Here is a 16,686-nt window from a genome sequence, read left to right on the forward strand (position 1 = left end):
ACGAACGTGAGCGCACGTTCCTTCGATTCCTCCGCGATGCCCACCGTCACCATGATCGGTGGCGGTCAGCTCGCGCGCATGACCCATCAGGCGGCCATCGCGCTCGGGCAGCGGCTGCGCGTGCTGGCCGAGCGGCCGGATGATCCGGCGGCGCAGGTCACCCCCGATGTGGTGTTCGGCAGCCATCAGGATCTGGCGGCGCTGCGTAAGGCGGCCGTCGGCTCGAACGCGGTGACCTTCGATCACGAGGGTGTGCCGACCGAGCATCTTCAGGCGCTGATCGCCGAGGGCGTGAATGTGCAGCCGCCGCCGAGCGCGCTGATCTTCGCGCAGGACAAGCTGATCATGCGCCGCAAGCTGGCCGAGCTGGGTCTGCCGATTCCGGCGTTCACCGAGGTGAGATCGGTCACGGACGCGGTCGAGTTCGGTGACGCGAACGGCTGGCCGTTCGTGCTCAAGGCGGTGCGCGGCGGTTATGACGGCCGCGGCGTGTGGATGCCCGCCGATGCCGCAGAGACCGAGCGCATTGTCAACGATCAACTGGCGCATGGTGTTTCGTTGCTGGCCGAGGCCAAGGTGGATCTCGCCCGCGAACTGTCGGCCATGGTGGCGCGGTCCCCGTTCGGTCAGGCGGCGGCCTGGCCGGTGGTGGAGACCGTGCAGCGCAATGGCCAGTGCGCCGTGGTGATCGCCCCCGCGCCCGCCCTGCCCGAACAGCGCGCGACCGAAGCCGGTGCCCTGGCGCTGCGCCTGGCGGCCGAACTCGGCGTCACCGGGGTGATGGCCGTGGAGCTGTTCGAAACGCACTCCGGTGAGCTGCTGGTGAACGAGCTGGCGATGCGCCCGCACAATTCCGGCCACTGGGGTATGGACGGCGCGTGCACCGGTCAGTTCGAACAGCATTTGCGCGCGGTGCTGGATTACCCGCTGGGTTCCACCGCGCCGCTGGCTCCGGTGACTGTGATGGCGAATATTCTCGGCGCGGCCGAATCCCCGGCGATGTCCATGGACGAGCGCCTGCATCATCTGGCCGCGCGCCTGCCGGAGGCGAAGGTGCACCTGTACGGCAAGGGTGAGCGCCCCGATCGCAAGATCGGCCACATCAATATCCTCGGCGACGATGTCGCCGTCACCCGCGAGAAAGCGGAGCGCGCGGCGCATTGGATGTCGCACGCGATTTGGACCGACGGATGGGATCCGCATCATGACTGAGACCGCACAGGTTGGCCTGATCATGGGCAGCGACTCCGACTGGCCCACCATGGTCGCCGCCGCGGAAGCCTTGGCGGAGTTCGGTATTCGCTTCGAGGTCGGCGTGGTCTCGGCGCACCGCACCCCGCAGCGCATGCTCGACTACGCCAGGGAGGCCGCCGGTCGCGGTCTCCAGGTGATCATCGCGGGCGCGGGCGGCGCGGCGCATCTGCCGGGCATGGTCGCCTCGGCGACCCCGCTTCCGGTGATCGGCGTCCCGGTTCCGCTCAAGCACCTCGACGGTATGGATTCGCTGCTCTCGATCGTGCAGATGCCCGGCGGCGTCCCGGTCGCGACGGTCTCCATCGGCGGCGCGCGCAATGCGGGCCTGCTGGCCGTGCGCATTCTGGCCGCCTCGAATCCCGAACTCCGCGGGCGGATGGAGCGGTTCCAGGCCGATCTGGAGAAGATGGTCCTGGAAAAGGATCAGGCCCTGCGAACCCAGCTGCTGGGCTGACCGAATCCGTGCGCCCACCCGGCTACGGTGGGCAGGTGGCCCCCGACGACGCTACTGCCAGACGCCTGACGGTTGTCGATCATGCCCTGCGGTTGTTCGCCGAAAAGGGTTATGAGGCAACCACTGTCGATGAGATAGCGGATGCGGCCGGTATTTCGCGGCGCACCTTCTTCCGGCAGTTCCGGTCGAAGGAGGATGTGGTCTTCGCGGACCACGAATCGCAGCTGGCGCAGGCCCGGGCGTATCTGGATGCCGCGCACGGCGATCCGTGGGACGCGGTGCTCGAAGCCGTGATCGCGGTGTTCGAAAGGTTCACGCAGTGGCGGGAATTGGCGGCGCGGCGGTATCGGGTGGTGCGGCAGGTGCCGACACTGCGCGAGCGCGAGATCGTCACCGTTTTCCGCTATGAGCGATTGTTCACCGACTATCTGCGCGCGCGGTTGCGCGGCGAGTCGGATCTGGCCCTGGTGCAGTTCACGGCGGCGGTGACCGCCACGCACAACTATCTGCTGCGGCGCATGGTGCGCGGCGAGTCCGATGCGAGTCCGGCGGATCTGCGCGCGGCGCTGGCCACGGTGCCGCGCGGTGATGCCGTGCGTCCGGCGGGTGTGGAATCGGATCAACTGGTGGTCGCGGTGTTCCCGCGCGATATGCCGTCCCGGCAGGTCGCCGATCTTCTGCGGCGTCGTCTCGATACGCTGTGACCGGTGCGCAGTGGCGTAAATGACACTGCGTGCCAGGGTTTGGTAGGGAACTAAGCGCACGTGGCCGCGATATCGCGGCGTATACTTTGCTTTGAATGGCACTGAGTGCCGAGACGCTGGGAAGGTTGGGCTTCCAGCGGCGATCCGATCCGAACGACCAGGAGACGAATCCATGGCGGGCAATCCCGATTTCGATCTGTTCAAGCTCGAGGACTTCCACGATGAGCTGCGCGGCGCGATCCGCGCGCTGTCGGAGAAGGAGATCGCCCCGTACGCGAAGGACGTCGACGGCAACTCCCGCTTCCCGGAGGAGGCGCTGACCGCGCTCAACGCCGCCGGGTTCAACGCGGTGCACGTGCCGGACGCCTACGGCGGCCAGGGCGCGGACTCCGTGGCCACCTGCATCGTGATCGAAGAGGTCGCCCGCGTCTGCGGTTCCTCCTCGCTCATCCCCGCGGTCAACAAGCTCGGCACCATGGGCCTGATCCTGCAGGGCTCGGAGGAGCTCAAGCAGCAGGTGCTGCCGACCATCGTGAACGGCGGCATGGCCTCCTACGCGCTGTCCGAGCGTGAGGCCGGCTCCGACGCCGCCTCCATGCGCACCCGCGCCAAGGCGGACGGCGACGGCTGGATCATCAACGGCTCCAAGTGCTGGATCACCAACGGCGGCAAGTCCGATTGGTACACCGTCATGGCCGTCACCGATGCCGATAAGGGCGCCAACGGCATCTCCGCGTTCATGGTGCACAAGGATGACGAGGGCTTCGTCGTCGGCCCGCTGGAGCACAAGCTGGGCATCAAGGGTTCGCCCACCGCCGAGCTGTACTTCGAGAACTGCAAGGTTCCGGGCGATCGCATCATCGGCGAGCCCGGCACCGGTTTCAAGACCGCGCTGCAGACCCTGGATCACACCCGCCCGACCATCGGCGCGCAGGCCGTCGGCCTGGCCCAGGGCGCGCTGGACGCGGCCATCGCGTACACCAAGGACCGCAAGCAGTTCGGCAAGGCCATCGCGGACTTCCAGAACACCCAGTTCATGCTCGCCGATATGGCGATGAAGGTCGAGGCCGCGCGCCTGATGGTCTACACCTCGGCCGCGCGCGCCGAGCGTGGCGAGAAGAACCTCGGTTTCATCTCCGCCGCCGCCAAGTGCTTCGCCTCCGATGTGGCCATGGAGGTCACCACCAATGCCGTGCAGCTGTTCGGCGGTGCGGGCTACACCACCGATTTCCCGGTGGAGCGCATGATGCGTGATGCCAAGATCACCCAGATCTACGAGGGCACCAACCAGATTCAGCGTCTGGTGATGTCGCGTCAGATCCTGCGCTGATCGCGGCGTCGCTCACCACCTTCCGGAGGCGGTACCGAGTGCTACTCGGTACCGCCTCCGGTTTTCCGGACTGCGGTTCGGCGCGCCGCGGAAATACGAAACCTGTTCCGGCCGTTCATGATCACTCCGGCGGTTTCCTGGCACAGTCCGATTGGCAGATCGAGGTCGAGGTGATTGCCATGGTGCATTCGAACTGAAAGAGACTGGTCTTTCGTCTTTCTCGCGGCAGCGGTGGGACATCGGCGCGTTTGCGCGTGTCCGATGTCCGGGTTGCCCCCAATTCCCGGGTGTCACAAGGGTTTGGCCTCGAACGTTGTGTGTTGGTTTGGGAAATAAGAGGTTTCAAGACTGTTCGAAGTGGGAAAGCGGGGGCACTATGGAGCCATGGCCGGAGTCGAAATCACCGACACCTTCGTCCGGCGGACCCTCGCGGACGGACGGGTGGAGGAAGTCGCGTGGCGGGAGCTGGCGGAGGTGCGCATTATCACCACGGCCGATGGGCCGTTCGCCGAAGATGTTTTCTTCGTGCTGATCGGGGCCACCGGTAAGGGATGCGTGGTACCGCATTCCGCCGCCGACACCGCGTTCCTGGCGCGATTGCAGCGGCTACCCGGCTTCGACAACGAGAAGGTCGTCGAAGCCATGGTGAGCACCGGGGATCGGCAGTTCCTGGTGTGGCGGGCGCAGCGACCCGAGGGTAATCGGTCGAATTAGCCGACCAGATCGGCGTATTCGGGGTGCGAGCCGATGTACTTCTCCACGTACCAGCAGGTCGGGATGATCGAGAACCCCTGGGCGCGTGCGTCGTTCAACGCGAACTCGACCACCTGCGCGGCCACGCCGCGGCCCCGGAACTCCGGGAAGGTGAGGGTGTGCTGGATGTCGAGGGTCTTCTTGTCGCCGTCCACGCGCTCGGCGTAGTCGGCGTAGCCCGCGAGGGTGTCATCGAGGTAGATCTCGTAGCGGGTGTCGTCGACATTGTGTTCCAGCCGGGTACTCATGGTCGGTGAAAACTCCCTCGCGCGGCGGATTGTTCCGGGCGGCAGGTCAGATGACCGCGCCCGGATTCAGTATCCCGTGCGGATCCAGGGCGTCCTTGACCCGGCGCGTGAGCGCCATCACATCCGGGCCGAGCTGATCGGGCAGCCACGCCTTCTTCAGCCGTCCCACCCCGTGTTCCCCGGTGATGGTGCCGCCCAGTCCGATCGCCAGATCCATGATCTCGCCGAACGCCAGGTGCGCGCGCTCGGACTCGGCCGGATCATTCGGATCGTGCACGATCAGCGGGTGGGTGTTGCCGTCGCCCGCGTGCGCGATCACCGAGATGAGCACCCGGCGTTCGCGCGCGATATCGGCGATGCCGTGCACCAGATCGCCGAGCCGGGGCAGCGGCACCCCGACATCCTCGAGCAGTAGCGGGCCCTTGCGCTCCACCGCGGGAATCGCGAATCGCCGTGCGGCGCAGAAGGCTTCGCCCTCATCGGGATCATCGGTGCGGAAAGCCTCGCTCGCCCCGGCCTTTTCGCAGGCGGCGAGCATGATGTCGGCCTCGTGCCCGGCGTATTCGCCCGGCGCGTCCGACCGCGCCACCAGCAGCCCGGCGGCGGTGCGATCGAGGCCCATGCGCAATTCGTCCTCGACCGCGTTGATGGCGACCGAATCCATGAACTCCAGCATGGAAGGCCGCAGCGCCCCGGTGATGGCGAGAATCGCCTCCATCGCCCCGCCGAGCGTCGGGAAGCTCGCGACCACCGTCGACTGCGGCGGCTGTGCGGGCAGCAGCCGCAATGTGAGTTCGGTGATGATGCCGAGCGTCCCCTCACTGCCCACGAACAGTTTGGTGAGCGAGAGCCCCGCCGAATCCTTGAGCCGCGGCCCGCCCAGCCGCACCGCGGTGCCGTCCGCGAGCACGACCTCCATACCGAGCACGTAATCGGTGGTGACGCCGTACTTCACGCAGCAGAGCCCGCCCGCGTTGGTGGCCGCGTTACCGCCGATGGAACAGATCTCGAACGACGACGGATCCGGCGGATACCACAGCCCCTGTTCCGCGACAGCCCTTTTCACCTCGGCGTTCAACAGCCCCGGCTGTACGACAGCGGTGCGGGTGACCGGGTCGACGCTGATCTCGCGCATCTTCTCGGTGCTCAGCACCAGCGCCCCGGCCTGTGCGGTAGCACCGCCGGAGAGTCCGGTGCCCGCGCCGCGCGGCACGATCGGCACCCGATGCTCATGCGCCCAGCGCACCACCGCCGAGACCTGTGCGGTGGTGGTGGGCCGCACCAGGGCGAGCGCGAGCGCGGCGTCCGGATCCAGGGCTCGATCCTGGCGATAGGCCCCGAGTACATCGGGATCGGTGACGAGCATGCCGTCCGGCAGTTGGGCGCGCAGGGTGTCGAGAGCTGTGTGCTGATCCACAGTTGAAAACTACGTGATATGCCCATAAATCGGGCGCGTGTCCGATTGGTCGCAATTCCTGGCATTGTTTACCGAGTGTTCTCCGTGTCGGGGTGCCCCGGTGATTGCCGCGCACACTCTGATCGGCCAGCATGCGAACTCATGCCGTCCACACCGCTCAATCCCGCCGGTGACGTTCCAGATACCGGTATCCCCGCGCGGCTCGCCGCCCAGATGACCATGGCCGAGCAGCATGACTGGCATCGCGCCTATCTGCGCCGCCATGCGGTCTCGCGCCGGAACTTCCTGCTCGGCTCCGCGGCGGCCGCGGCGGTGGCCGGGGTGGGCGCCTCACCGTTCGCCGCCCGCGCCTACGCCGATGACGCCCCGCTGGGCGTGGCCGGTCGCCACGTCGGCTTCGGCGCGGATTCGGCGTCGCAGCTGCGCTTTTCGGCCCAGCTGTCCCGAAATCCGGGTTCTGCCAGGGTATTCCTGGATCACGGCCCCACGCCCGCGCTGGGCGGCACCGTCGAGGCCGAGGTGCGCAACCTGGTGACCCAGATCCCCAGCGCCGACGGGGGAGTCCTTGCGGCGGAACAGTTCTACGTGCACGCTCCGCTGGACGGCCTGCCCGGCCGGCTGCCGCGGTTCTACCGCTGGCGCAGCTCCGACGGTTTCGCGGGCGATGTCCGCTCGGCGTCCACCGCCATGCCGACCGCGCGCGCGGCGGTGCTGCCCTTCCGTTTCACCATGATGGGCGATCAGGGTGCGGACGACACCCCGGGCCGGCCCGCGGGTCTGGCTCCGGGCGACTACGACGATATGTACTACAAGCCGGACAATGAGCCGGGCGTCCGGCACACCGAGAACGTCATGCGCCAAATCGTCGCCGCCCGACCGGATTTCCATGTGCTGGCCGGTGATATCGCCTACGCCGATCCCTCGGGCGCGGGTAAGAGCCCGCAGTACGTGGCTTCCGGCGGCACCCCGGCGAACGGTTTCGACAAGTTCAATCCCTACGTCTGGGATGTGTATTTCGGCGCGATCGAATCCAGCGCCTCGACCACCCCGTGGATGTTCGCCACCGGCAACCACGATATGGAAGCCGCGTACAACACCCATGGCTACGGCGGACACCTTGCGCGCCTTGACTTCCCGGGCAATGGCCCGGCGGGCTGCCCGTCCGCGTACTCCTTCACCTACGGCAATGTCGCGGTGCTGTCGCTGGACGCCAATGACGTCTCCTACGAGATCGGCGCGAACACCGGCTACTCCGGCGGAGCCCAGAACAGCTGGGTGGAAAGCACTCTCGCGCGTTACCGCTCGAATCCGGATATCGATTTCATCGTCTGCTTCTTCCATCACTGCGCCTACTCCACCACCGATTCACACGCCAGCGACGGCGGTGTGCGCGCCGCCTGGTGCGCGCTGTTCGACCGCTATCAGGTGGATCTCGTTCTCCAGGGCCACAATCACGTCTTCGAGCGCACCGACCCGATCCGCGGCGGTGTGCCCGGCAAGGCGGCGGGTGACAACTCGATCGTCTACCCGGACACCGACGGCACCGTCTACTACACCGTCGGTGGCGGCGGCCGCCCGCGCTACGGCTTCCAGCCCGGCTCGCAGGAGAGCTACCGCGGCCACGAGCTGCCCGACACCGCCGTCCCGAACAGCTACGTCTGGAACTCCGGCGGCGCCAAGACCGACGAAGCCGCCCCCTGGTCGCGGGTGCGCTTCCGCAACTACTCCTTCATCCGAGTCGACGTCCGCCCCGGCTTCTTCTCCAGCGAAATGGACGTGATCGCCGTCGACGAATACGGCCGCGAATTCGACAAGGTCACCTACCGCCGCCAGGTCCGCGGCTAGATCGCGGGACGAGAAATAAAGCAGGGCACGGCATTCGAGCGAATGCCGTGCCCTTATCCTCGTGCGGACGATTCAGCGTGTGGCCGTACGCGGCAGTGTGAATGCCGCCGCCAGCACCACCGCCACGATTCCCAGTGCGGCCAGCGCCGCGATCTCCATGGCGTGCACGAAGCTGCCGAGATCATGTGCCCCGCCGAGCGCGCTGAAGAAGATGGTGCCCAGAACCGTTGCGCCGATGGCGTTTCCGAACTGCTGCGCGGTGGTGAGCACCCCCGCCGCCATTCCGGCCTGATGCGCCGGAATCCCTGCGGACAGCACCGCGCCGATGGCCGATGGAATGGTCATCCCATTGCCGATGCCGACCAGCACCATGCCCGGAATCAAAGTCGGTGCGGTGATGGACGATCCGTACCAGCCCAGCACGCCGACGGTGATCGCCAGCCCGGTGAAGCTGATGCCCGTGCCCAGCACCATCACCCGATTGCCGATTCGCTCGGCCACCTTGCGGGCGAATAGCGAACTGGTGGCGAAGGCGATTCCCAGGGGTGCGAAGGTGAGTCCGGCCGCGAGCGGTGACATGCCGAGCCCGTTCTGCAGCAGCAGCGTCAGGCAGAGCATGAATCCCGCGAAGAACGCCAGGTAGCCGCCGGAGATCACCATGCCCGCCGCGAACACCCGCTCCCGGATGAGCGCGGTGTCGAGCACCGGCTGTCCGCCGCGCCGTGTGAGCGCCGCCTCGTACCGCAGGGTCAGCAGCAGTACCGGCAGGGCCGCCGCCATGGACACCCAGGTCCACACCGGCCACCCTTCGGGCCGTCCCAGTGTGACCGGCACCAGCACCAGTGCGAGCGCCGCCGAGATCCCCAGTGCGCCAACCGGATCCAGCCGCGGGCGATGGGTCTGCTCATGCCGGGGCAGCCACCGCGCCGCCAGCAGCGCCGCGATCACCCCGATCGGCAGGTTGATGAAGAAGATGGTCCGCCACCCCCACCCGAACAGGTCGAGGTCGAGCAGCACCCCGCCCAGCACCTGCCCGGACACCGCGCCCAGTCCGACGGTCGCCCCGAACGCCGCCATCGCCTTGGCGCGTTCGGCGGGCGGGAACATGGTGTTGATCAGCGCCAGCATCTGCGGCACCATCGCGGCGGCCGTAATCCCCTGCAGCACCCGGAATCCCACCAGGGACCAGGCGCTCCAGGCGAGTCCGCACAGCAGCGAGGCGGCGGCGAACGCGAGCATCCCGATGACGAACATGCGCCGATGCCCGTACAGATCACCGAACCGCCCGCCGGTGATGAGCCCGCTGGCGTAGGCGAACCCGTAACCGCCCACCACCAGTTCGAGCGCGGCCTCCCCCGCGTGCAGATCGTGCTGCAGCGATGACGCCGCCACATTGATGACGAAGTAGTCGAACATGGCCATGAACATGGCCGTGAGGATCACCGGCAGCACCCGCCACCGCTTCGGGAACGGCCCGGGCGGTGCGGAAATGGCTGCGGTGGAACGGCTTTCGAGAATAGTCACGTCGTTCTCCCGAACGTGGAGCAAGGACCGGATCTGATAACCAACTGGTTAGTTGAAAGTAATCCCTCGCCCGCGACCCTGTCAACTACTTAGTTGGTTACCATTGATGCCATGGCAGCTGTCAGGGATCCCGAGGCGACGAAGGCGCGGATCTTCGCTGCCGCCACCGATGAGTTCGCCGCGCACGGCATCGCCGGGGCCCGGGTCGATCGGATCGCCCGCAATGCCAAGGCCAATAAACAGCTCATCTACGCCTACTTCGGCGACAAGGAACTGCTGTTCCGGCAGGTGCTGGAGAAGACCATGCTGGATGTCGCGGCCTCGGTCACCACCGATATCGAGGATCTGGACACCTGGATCGATCAGCATCTGGACTATCACCGCGAGCATCCCGAACTGCTGCGCCTGCTCATGTGGGAGGCGCTGGAGCTGGGCGCGGAGAACGCCTCGGCGGGTGAGCTGCGCTGCGGCCGCTATCTGGAGAAGCGCACCAAGGTCGAAGTGGCGCAGGAGAAGGGGCTGATCCGCAAGGATATGCCGTCCGGTCACGTCATCATGCTGTTGATGAGCATGATCAACTATCCGCTCGCGGTCCCGCAGGTCGCCGAGTTCTCGCTCGGCGAGCACAGCGATCCGGAGTTGGTGCGCAAGTGGACCAAGGACGCGATTCGCCGCGTGGTCGCCCCGCAACCGGATGCCGCCGCCCCCGACGCGAGCTCCTGACCGGTCGGTCCCGGCGCGGTCACCGCACCGCAGTACAGTGTCGCCGTGCCCGATCCCAAGCTCGAAATCCAAATGCTGCACGACCGCGTCATGGTCAAGCTCAACCAGGACGCGGGCGAGCGTCGCAGCAGCGGGGGCATTCTCATTCCGGCGACCGCCCAGGTGGCCAAGCGGCTGTCCTGGGGTGAGGTGTGCGGTGTCGGCTCACACGTGCGCGCCATCAAGGTCGGCGATCAGGTGCTCTTCAGCGCCGACGACCAGTACGAGGTCGAGATCCAGGCGCAGGCGTATTACGTACTGCGCGAACGCGATATCCACGCGGTCGCGAACGAGCAGGCCGAACACGGCACCGGCCTGTACCTCTGATCCAAGGCCGGGCCCGGAAACGGCAACGGCCCGTGCCGTTTAGGGACACGGGCCGGTGAGCTCAGAGCGTCTTCACCGTGCCGCCGTCGATGACGAAGTCCGCGCCCATGATGTTCCCGGCCTGTTCCGAGGCCAGGAACGTCACCAGCGCCGCCACCTCGCCGGGTTCGGAGATGCGCCCGGAGGCGATACCGAACTGTGCGGGGATCGCGTCCAGGAACTGTTCCTGGGCAACGCCGTTGGCCGCCGCGAGCTTGGCTCCGACATGTCCCGGTCCGCGCCAGATCGCGGTGCCGACCACACCCGGTGACACCGTATTGACCCGGACGCCCTGCGGTCCGAACTCCTCGCTGAGTCGTTTGCCGAAGGAGGTCAGTGCCGATTTGGCCTCGCTGTAGCCCACCGGCCCCGCCGCGGGCACCCGCGAGTTGATCGAGGATACGGTCACGATGGCCCCGCGCCGTTCGACCAGGCTCGGCAGCGCGGCGCGGGTGGTGGCGACCACCCCGAACAGGTTGAGGTCGAACAGATTTCGCCACTGCTCATCGGAAATATCGAGCACGCCGCCGAGTTCGAGCCGATCTCCGTCACCGCCGCCGACGTTGTTGATCAGGATGTCGATCCCACCGAGTTCGGCGAGTGCCGCGTCCACCGCGGCGGTCGCGCCCGCCGGGGTGCTGAGGTCGGCGGAAATGGTTGTGGCCGCGATTTTTTCGAGTTCGGGCGTAGCGTTTCGCGCCACACCCGCCACTCGCACCCCCTCCTCGGCCAGGGCTTCGGCGATGGCGAGTCCGATGCCGCGGCTGGCGCCGGTGACGAGTGCGGTCTTGCCGTGCAATCCGAGATCCATGAGATGCCTTTCTTGAACTTCAGGTCAAAAACTGGGGCAGAAAAATACGGGTCGCTCGCGCGGCCCGTGATTCGGGTGGTTCAGAGGGTGCGGAGTGCGGTATCGATAATGCGATACAGCGTCGCGGCATCCGCCGTCATGGCTGTAATGCGCAGTCCCGCAACGGTGTTCTGGATGAACTCCGCGTACTCGCGCGGATCGATATCGGCCCGGACATCGCCATCGCGCCGCCCCTGGTCGATGCGTGCGGTGAGGGCCTCGACCATATGCCGCTGGGCGGCGTCGACCGCGCGCGCGGCGCGCTCGTCTTGCCCGGCCAGCTCCAGGGTGGTGTTCGCGACCAGGCAACCGCGCCGATGCTGCTGCGCGAGATCGGAATCCACCACGAACCGCAGCCAGGCGGTGATCCGGTCCCGGGTGTTCCCGGGCCGGTCGAGAATTTCGGTGATGAGCGCGGTTCCCCGACGGGTGTAAAGCTCCAGCGCCCGATCGAACAGCTCGCGCTTACTGCCGAAGGCGTTGTAGAGACTGCCTTTTCCGAGCCCGGTGGCCTCGGCGAGCTGTGCCGGTGAGGTATTGGCATAGCCGTTGGTCCAGAACGTCTCCATCGCGCGCTCCACCACGGTGTCCGCTTCGAAGTTGCGTGGCCGTCCCATGGCATGAAAATACCCCGTTCTGTACCTTGAGGTCAAGAACGGGGTATTTCAGCGAAAACCCTAGAGCGCCTTCAGTTCCTCGGTGACCGCACCGACGGACTTCTTGGCATCGCCGAACAGCATGGAGGTGGTGTCGGCGTAGAACAGCGGGTTGTCGATACCGGCGAAACCGGAGTTCATCGAGCGCTTGAGCACGATGACAGACTTGGCCTGATCGACGTTCAGCACCGGCATGCCGTAGATCGGCGAGGAGGCGTCCTCACGGGCGGCCGGGTTGGTGACATCGTTCGCGCCGATGACCAGGGCGACATCGGTACGGCCGAATTCGCCGTTGATATCGTCCATTTCCTTCATGGCGTCGTAGGAGACCTCGGCCTCGGCCAGCAGCACGTTCATATGGCCCGGCATACGACCGGCGACCGGGTGAATCGCGTACTTGACCTCGACGCCCTTGGCCTCGAGCAGCGCCGCCATCTCCTTGACCGCGTGCTGGGCCTGGGCGACGGCCATACCGTAGCCGGGCACCACGATGACCTGGTTGGCGTACGCCATCTGGATCGCGGCGTCCGCGGCGGAGGTGGCCTTGGCCTGCTTCTGCTCACCGTCGCCCGAAGCGCCGGGAGCCGTTCCGCCGCCGCCGAATCCGCCCGCGACAATGGCCGGGATGGACCGGTTCATGGCCTTGGCCATCAGGTTGGTCAGAATGGTGCCGGACGCGCCGACGATCATGCCCGCCACGATCATGGCGGTGTTGTTCAGCGCCAAACCCGCTGCGGCGGCGGACAAACCGGTGAGCGCGTTGAGCAGCGAGATGACGACCGGCATATCCGCGCCGCCGATGGGCAGCACGACCATCAGGCCGAGAATGCCCGCGAGCACCAGCACCAGGATCATCCAGTACTGCGGCACACCGTCTTTGGTCGCACCGATACCGATGACCACCGCGGCCGCGATGGCGCCCGCGAGCAGCAATAGGTTCAGCGGCTGCTGTAGCTTGCCGACGCTGATCGGCTTGCCGGACAACAGTTCCTGCAGTTTGGCGAACGCGATGACCGAGCCCCAGAACGACACCGAGCCGATGACCGCCGCGAACAGCGAGGCGATCACGATGTGCGCGGTCGGCTGCTCCCCGGCCGGGAAGTCCGAGAAGCCCTTGGTCTCCAGGAATTCCGCCCACGCGATGAGCGCCACGGTGCCACCGCCGACGCCGTTGAACGCGGCGACCAGCTGCGGCATGGCGGTCATCTTGGTGAAGCGGGCCGGGGGCACGCCCAGGCCGATGCCGACCACCAGACCGGCGATGATGATGATCCAGTTATTGGTGTCGCGAATGGAGATGAACGTCGCGATGACGGCGATGAGCATGCCGACCGCCGCGATCTGGTTACCGCGCACCGCGGTCTTCGGGCCGGTGAGGCCCATCAGACCGTAGATGAACATCGCAAACGCGACGATGTAGAGAATATTGACCAGATTGTCCATGATCAGCGGTCCGCCTTCGCAGTATCATCGCTTCGCTTCGCTTCGCCCGCAGCAGGCTTCTTGGCCTTGAACATGCCCAGCATGCGATCGGTCACGACGAACCCGCCGATGACGTTCAGCGTGCCGAATACGACCGCGACGAACAGGATGATCTGCATGAGCACCGACGGGTGCTCTATCTTGCCGAACACCACCAGCGCGCCCAGCACGACGATGCCGTGAATGGCATTGGTGCCGGACATGAGCGGGGTGTGCAGGGTGTTGGGCACCTTGGAGATGACGGCGAAGCCCACGAACCCGGACAGCACCAGGATCGCGATATTCGCGAGAAGTTCGGTGTACATCAGGCTTCCACCTCACGGGTGACGCAGGAATCGGCCAGCACCTGATCGGAGAAGTCGGGCGCGAGCGCACCCTCCTTCAACATCAGTTCCAGCAGCGCCGAGATGTTCTTGGAGTACAGCTCGGACGCGTGCTCGGGCATGGTGGCCGGGAGGTTCAGCGGCGAGGCGATGGTGACGCCGTGGCGCACAACGGTTTTGCCGGGCTCGGTGAGCTCGCAGTTACCGCCGGTCTCACCCGCCATATCGATGATGACGCTGCCGGGCTTCATACCCTCGACCGCGGCGGCGGTGACCAGTCGCGGTGCGGGACGCCCGGGCACCAGCGCGGTGGTGACCACCACGTCGAAGCCCTTGATGGCGTTCTCCAGCGCGGTCTGCTGCTGTGCGCGTTCCGCATCGGAAAGCTCACGGGCGTAACCGCCTTCACCGGCGGCGTCGATACCCAGATCGAGCCACTGCGCGCCGACCGAGCGCACCTGATCGGCGACCTCGGGCCGCACGTCGTAACCGGTGGTCCGGCCGCCGAGACGCTTGGCCGTGGCCAGCGCCTGCAGACCGGCGACGCCGACGCCGAGCACCAGCACGGTCGCGGGCTTCACGGTGCCCGCGGCGGTGGTCAGCATGGGGAAGAAGCGGGTGGACTCGGAGGCCGCCAGCAGCACGGCCTTATAACCGGCGACATTGGCCTGCGAGGAGAGCGCGTCCATCACCTGGGCGCGGGAGATGCGCGGAATCGCTTCCACCGCAAAGGCTTGCACACCGGCGGCCTTGAGCGCGCCGATCTTGGTGTCGGCATTGCGGGGTGCGAGGAAGCCGATGAGCGTCTGACCACTCGAAAGCTTGGCGATCTCGGCGTCATTGGGGGGCGCGACCTTGACGACCACATCGGTGTTCCACGGATCGCCGATGGTGGCGCCCGCGTCGACGTAGGCTTCGTCAGGAATGAGCGCGCCCAGGCCGGCACCGGACTCGACGATCACTTCCACCCCCTGCTTCAGCAGGGACGGAATGATCTTCGGCACCAATGCGACACGTCGTTCGTCCGCGTTGGTCTCGCGAACCACGCCGACGCGCGCGCCGTGCGTAGCGCGAGAATCAACACTGCGGGGCGCTCCGCCTGGATCGCTCTGCGTTGTGTCCACTTGTCAAACTTCCTTCTCGTGGTGAGCCCGGGCCACCCGGTACTTCCTGATGGGCCGTGTCACCGGTCCAAACGGTGGGCCGAACTTACTTGTGAGTAAGTTCGTGAGAATTCTCGCAACTGTACCTGCTTCGCGGTGAGCGTAGCGGAGATAGGCATCACATGGGGTCGCGGGAAAACTGGACAACTCCATGGTCGGCGGCGCTGCTACCGGCCACAAGAGCGCACGGCCCGGTGCGCTACCTACTGGTAGGTGTGTATCCAGGTGAACCGGCACGCGCCGCTCGCAGGGGTGTCGCGCATCACTTTTACGCCGTAATGTCTGCGAGGTGAGCGGCTGCGTATTCTGTCGGATCGTGTCGGGCGACGCGCCCGCGACCAAGATCTTCGAGGACGACATCCTCCTGGCGTTTCTCGATATCCGGCCGATCACCCGCGGCCATACGCTGGTGATCCCGAAAAACCACGCCACCGACCTGGACGAGCTGAATCCGGCGCTCGGCGCGCAACTCTTCGCGGGCGGGCACCGGCTCGCCAAAGCCATGCGGCGCAGCGATTTTCCGGCCGACGGCGCGAACCTGCTGATCAATGACGGCAAGGCCGCCTTCCAGACCGTGCATCACGTACACCTGCACGTGATCCCACGCCAGATCGGCGACACCTTCAGCTTCGCGAAGGGGTTCATGCTGCGCCGCCCGCACGATATGGAACATACGGCCGCCGCCATTCGCATCGGACTGGACCGGCTCGCCGCCGAGGAAAGGGAAACCCACGCATGACCGACACGGTGCCGGACCAGCGCGCGATCATCGCCGCCCTGTCCGACCAGTGGGACCGGCTCACCCGGCTAGTGGACGGACTCCCCGAAGACCGCTGGCGGACGGCCTCGCCGCTGCCCGGCTGGACCGTGTTCGATGTGCTCGCGCATATCACCGGCACCGAATCGCTGCTGGCGGGGGAGCCGACCCCGGAACTGGAGGTCGGCGGCGACCACATTCACAATGCGATCGGCGCGCTCAACGAGAAGTGGATCGCCTCGCTGCGACCGCTGTCCGGAGCCGAACTGCTGACGCGCTTCCACGACGTGACGGCCGGAAGACTCAAGACGCTCGCGGGACTCAGCACGCAGGCGTGGGCCGAGCCCGGGCCGTCCCCGGTGGGCATGACGCCCTACGGCCGGTTCATGCGCATCCGGGTCTTCGACTGCTGGATGCACACGCTGGATATCGCCGACGCGCTGGGTGTTTCGATCGACGAGGGCGGGACGCAGGCCGAAACCGCTTTCCCCGAAGTGATTTTCGGCCTCGGGCGCGCGGTGGTGAAGGGCGGCGGCGCTCCCGAGGGCGCACGCGTCACCTTCGAACTCACCGGACCGGTGGCGCGCACCCTGCACGTCGCGGTGGTGGGCGGGCGCGCGAACCTCGTCGAAACCCTGGACGGTCCCGCCGATGTCGTGCTCACCCTGGATTCGGGACTGTTCGCGCGCCTGCGCGGCGGGCGCACGACGGCGGACGCGCACCTCGGCGAATTCACCATCGCCGGTGACACCGAACTCGGCAACCGCCTGGTTCGCGGCCTCACGTTCACCATCTGAG

18 protein-coding genes are annotated in these 16,686 nt (G+C 66.6%); 10 read left to right on the top strand and 8 right to left on the bottom strand.

Translation table 11 applies throughout. The annotated features are described in order from the left end of the window. Positions 1–36 precede the first annotated feature (36 nt). The 5 genes from AB0L82_RS34695 (at position 37) to AB0L82_RS34715 (ending at position 4,456) form a co-directional block, all read left to right on the top strand. Positions 37–1,212, top strand: coding sequence for a 5-(carboxyamino)imidazole ribonucleotide synthase (locus AB0L82_RS34695; RefSeq protein WP_364646531.1), 1,176 nt, complete (start codon positions 37–39; stop codon positions 1,210–1,212). Then, on the top strand, positions 1,205–1,708 hold the full coding sequence (purE, locus tag AB0L82_RS34700) for a 5-(carboxyamino)imidazole ribonucleotide mutase (RefSeq protein ID WP_364646268.1): 504 nt from the start codon (positions 1,205–1,207) through the stop codon (positions 1,706–1,708). Before AB0L82_RS34695 ends, purE begins: the two co-directional genes overlap by 8 nt. A 35-nt stretch (positions 1,709–1,743) precedes the next feature. Continuing rightward, positions 1,744–2,412 (top strand): TetR family transcriptional regulator, encoded by a 669-nt coding sequence (locus tag AB0L82_RS34705; RefSeq protein WP_364646271.1) that lies wholly within the window; start codon positions 1,744–1,746, stop codon positions 2,410–2,412. A 172-nt stretch (positions 2,413–2,584) separates the two neighbouring features. Then, a complete protein-coding gene (locus tag AB0L82_RS34710; protein WP_364646274.1) occupies positions 2,585–3,742 on the top strand; it encodes an acyl-CoA dehydrogenase in 1,158 nt (385 codons plus the stop codon). Between the two features lie 384 nt (positions 3,743–4,126). Then, positions 4,127–4,456 carry a hypothetical protein gene (locus tag AB0L82_RS34715; protein WP_364646277.1) on the top strand — a complete coding sequence of 110 codons (330 nt, stop codon included), beginning with the start codon at positions 4,127–4,129 and terminating at the stop codon, positions 4,454–4,456. On the opposite strand, the gene AB0L82_RS34720 is transcribed toward AB0L82_RS34715, so the two are convergent. Together AB0L82_RS34720 and AB0L82_RS34725 are read right to left on the bottom strand one after the other, a co-directional pair. After that, the gene (locus AB0L82_RS34720) at positions 4,453–4,743 is read right to left on the bottom strand and encodes a GNAT family N-acetyltransferase (RefSeq protein WP_364646280.1); all 291 of its coding nucleotides are present in this window, start codon (positions 4,741–4,743) and stop codon (positions 4,453–4,455) included. The two genes, AB0L82_RS34715 and AB0L82_RS34720, sit on opposite strands and share 4 nt — an antisense overlap. 46 nt (positions 4,744–4,789) lie before the next feature. Beyond that, positions 4,790–6,109, bottom strand: a complete 1,320-nt coding sequence (locus AB0L82_RS34725) for an FAD-linked oxidase C-terminal domain-containing protein (protein ID WP_364646534.1) — start codon at positions 6,107–6,109, stop codon at positions 4,790–4,792. A gap of 192 nt (positions 6,110–6,301) precedes the next feature. Here AB0L82_RS34725 and AB0L82_RS34730 point away from each other — a divergent pair, with 192 nt between their 5' ends. Beyond that, entirely contained in the window at positions 6,302–8,005 is a 1,704-nt protein-coding gene (locus AB0L82_RS34730; protein ID WP_364646283.1) for a metallophosphoesterase, read from the top strand. 72 nt (positions 8,006–8,077) lie between these two features. Here the strand turns inward: AB0L82_RS34730 and AB0L82_RS34735 are convergent, their stop codons facing one another. Further along, complete coding sequence (locus AB0L82_RS34735; RefSeq protein WP_364646287.1) at positions 8,078–9,529, bottom strand: MFS transporter; 1,452 nt, start codon at positions 9,527–9,529, stop codon at positions 8,078–8,080. 111 nt (positions 9,530–9,640) lie between these two features. Here AB0L82_RS34735 and AB0L82_RS34740 point away from each other — a divergent pair, with 111 nt between their 5' ends. Beyond that, the gene (locus AB0L82_RS34740) at positions 9,641–10,252 is read left to right on the top strand and encodes a TetR/AcrR family transcriptional regulator (protein ID WP_364646290.1); all 612 of its coding nucleotides are present in this window, start codon (positions 9,641–9,643) and stop codon (positions 10,250–10,252) included. A gap of 45 nt (positions 10,253–10,297) precedes the next feature. Further along, positions 10,298–10,618, top strand: coding sequence for a co-chaperone GroES (locus tag AB0L82_RS34745; RefSeq protein ID WP_364646293.1), 321 nt, complete (start codon positions 10,298–10,300; stop codon positions 10,616–10,618). 61 nt (positions 10,619–10,679) lie between these two features. Here the strand turns inward: AB0L82_RS34745 and AB0L82_RS34750 are convergent, their stop codons facing one another. The 5 genes from AB0L82_RS34750 to AB0L82_RS34770 form a co-directional block, all read right to left on the bottom strand. Then, positions 10,680–11,468 (bottom strand): SDR family oxidoreductase, encoded by a 789-nt coding sequence (locus AB0L82_RS34750; protein WP_364646296.1) that lies wholly within the window; start codon positions 11,466–11,468, stop codon positions 10,680–10,682. Between the two features lie 80 nt (positions 11,469–11,548). After that, positions 11,549–12,124: a TetR/AcrR family transcriptional regulator gene (locus AB0L82_RS34755; protein WP_364646299.1), complete on the bottom strand. Its 576-nt coding sequence runs from the start codon at positions 12,122–12,124 to the stop codon at positions 11,549–11,551. A 60-nt stretch (positions 12,125–12,184) separates the two neighbouring features. Next, entirely contained in the window at positions 12,185–13,606 is a 1,422-nt protein-coding gene (locus tag AB0L82_RS34760; protein ID WP_364646302.1) for an NAD(P)(+) transhydrogenase (Re/Si-specific) subunit beta, read from the bottom strand. Positions 13,607–13,608: 2 nt separating this feature from the next. Further along, a complete protein-coding gene (locus AB0L82_RS34765) occupies positions 13,609–13,950 on the bottom strand; it encodes an NAD(P) transhydrogenase subunit alpha (RefSeq protein ID WP_364646305.1) in 342 nt (113 codons plus the stop codon). Beyond that, positions 13,950–15,014: a Re/Si-specific NAD(P)(+) transhydrogenase subunit alpha gene (locus tag AB0L82_RS34770; RefSeq protein ID WP_364646537.1), complete on the bottom strand. Its 1,065-nt coding sequence runs from the start codon at positions 15,012–15,014 to the stop codon at positions 13,950–13,952. Before AB0L82_RS34770 ends, AB0L82_RS34765 begins: the two co-directional genes overlap by 1 nt. 406 nt (positions 15,015–15,420) lie before the next feature. Between AB0L82_RS34770 and AB0L82_RS34775 the strand changes: the two genes are divergently transcribed. Next, positions 15,421–15,870, top strand: a complete 450-nt coding sequence (locus AB0L82_RS34775; RefSeq protein ID WP_364646307.1) for an HIT family protein — start codon at positions 15,421–15,423, stop codon at positions 15,868–15,870. Continuing rightward, positions 15,867–16,685: a maleylpyruvate isomerase family mycothiol-dependent enzyme gene (locus tag AB0L82_RS34780; protein ID WP_364646310.1), complete on the top strand. Its 819-nt coding sequence runs from the start codon at positions 15,867–15,869 to the stop codon at positions 16,683–16,685. Before AB0L82_RS34775 ends, AB0L82_RS34780 begins: the two co-directional genes overlap by 4 nt. Position 16,686: the final 1 nt, after the last annotated feature.

Source organism: Nocardia sp. NPDC052001 (genome assembly GCF_040680615.1).
In the GTDB taxonomy this organism is placed as follows: Bacteria; Actinomycetota; Actinomycetes; order Mycobacteriales; family Mycobacteriaceae; genus Nocardia.